Source organism: Candidatus Limnocylindria bacterium, from assembly GCA_036523395.1.
Lineage (GTDB): Bacteria > Chloroflexota > Limnocylindria > P2-11E > P2-11E > CF-39.
In genome coordinates this window covers 1-1530 of record DATDEH010000027.1, presented here as the reverse complement: position 1 = coordinate 1530, position 1530 = coordinate 1, and the positions used below count along the sequence as shown (strand labels likewise).

The following is a 1530-nucleotide window of genomic DNA, read 5'->3' as shown; positions in this document are numbered from 1 at the left end:
AACGCGACGCTCTGCACGAGGGGCGGCGCCACCGGGATGCCTTCGCCGGCAGGGAGAGAACGCGCCGAACGGACGACGCGCGTGCCGAGCCGAACTTCCTTCCCCATCGCCCGCGAGTCTAGGTGCGTCGGCTAGCGGCCGACCTCTTCTTCGACACGGTCTTCCACCGCCGGTCGCTCGACCGGGCGCGGCTTCTCCACGGCGTCCATCGCCTTCGCGCGCTCGATGAGATCCGCGACCTTCTGTCCGCCCTTGCGGCCGATCCGCTCGAAGTGACCCGGACCGTACTTCGCGGTCACGGCCTTGCCGCCCTTCTTGCCGATGCGGCCGAAGAACTCGGGACCGTACTTCGTAGCGGTGCTCGAGCCGCCCTTCTTGCCGATCCGCTCATAGAACTCAGGACCGTACCTTTCGCTGACAAGGCGACCGCCCATGCGGCCGGCCTCGGCCACCGTCATGCCACCACCAGTTCTGCGCGCCATGGCCAGCTCCTTTCAGGTGCGGTCAAGGTGACGGGCAGGATGGATGCCGGACGCCTGTCGGCCGTGCCGACACGAGGTAACAACTGCGCAACGATTGGCTCAGGCCGTGCCCAGATCGACCTCGAGCGGGTCTTCCCTCACGAATGCGAGAACGATGACGCATGAGAGCAGCGCGGCGCCCATGCAGAACACGCCGATCGCGCCGAAGCCAAGCGTGTCGACGAAGAAACCGCCTATGGTGGCCCCGACGACGATCGAGAGCGACGCTGTCGACGAGGAGAGCGCGAAGAGAGTCCCGCGCGCCTCGGGCACCTGCTCCGTGAGCAGCGTGGTGTTCGTCGCGAAACGCGCACCGATGACCGCCGAGAGCACGAGGTTCATCACCGCGGCCGCGAGCAGCGGCGGCGGCGCGTTGGTGAGCGCGAGCAGAATCACACCCGATGCGACGATCGTTCCCGCGACGACGCGTCGGTGCCCGATGCGGTCTCCGATGCGCCCACCGATCTGGCTCCCGATGAGGACGCCCAGCCCGAGCGTGAGCGAATACGTCGACGCCGTGCCCTCGCTCAGGCCGTACGTGTGCTGGAAGAACACGACCAGGTACGTGATCCAGGTGAACCAGTAGAGCGAACCCAGGAAGCTCGAGATGATCGCGGCAACTGCGGACGGGTTGCCGAGGATCAGGCGATACATCACCCAGATCCGATCCTCGCTCAGGTCGGTCTTCGTCGGACGGAGGAACACCGCGAGGCCTATGCCTGCGGCGATCGCGATGACACCAACGAGTCCCACCGAAACGCGCCAGCTCGTGGCTTCGGCCACGACACCCGCGACCGGCACTCCCACGACGCTCGCCATCGTGTTGAAGCCGATCACCGTCGACATCGCGCGGCCGCGCTCGCGATACGCGAACAGATCGCCGACGAGCGCGTTGGCGTTCGGGAAGATCAGCGATCCGCCGATGCCCGCCACCGCGCGTGCGGCCACGAGCGTCGCGAAGTTCGGTGCCAGCGCGCACAGGATCGTGAAGGTGCCCATGACGAGCGCG

General features: G+C 67.1%; 2 protein-coding genes. Both read right to left on the bottom strand.

The features are described from left to right. Positions 1–131 precede the first annotated feature (131 nt). Positions 132–482 (bottom strand): general stress protein B, encoded by a 351-nt coding sequence (locus tag VI056_03460; GenBank protein ID HEY6202079.1) that lies wholly within the window; start codon positions 480–482, stop codon positions 132–134. A gap of 99 nt (positions 483–581) precedes the next feature. Next, positions 582–1530: MFS transporter (locus tag VI056_03455; protein ID HEY6202078.1), on the bottom strand; the 949-nt coding region annotated here is incomplete at its 5' end.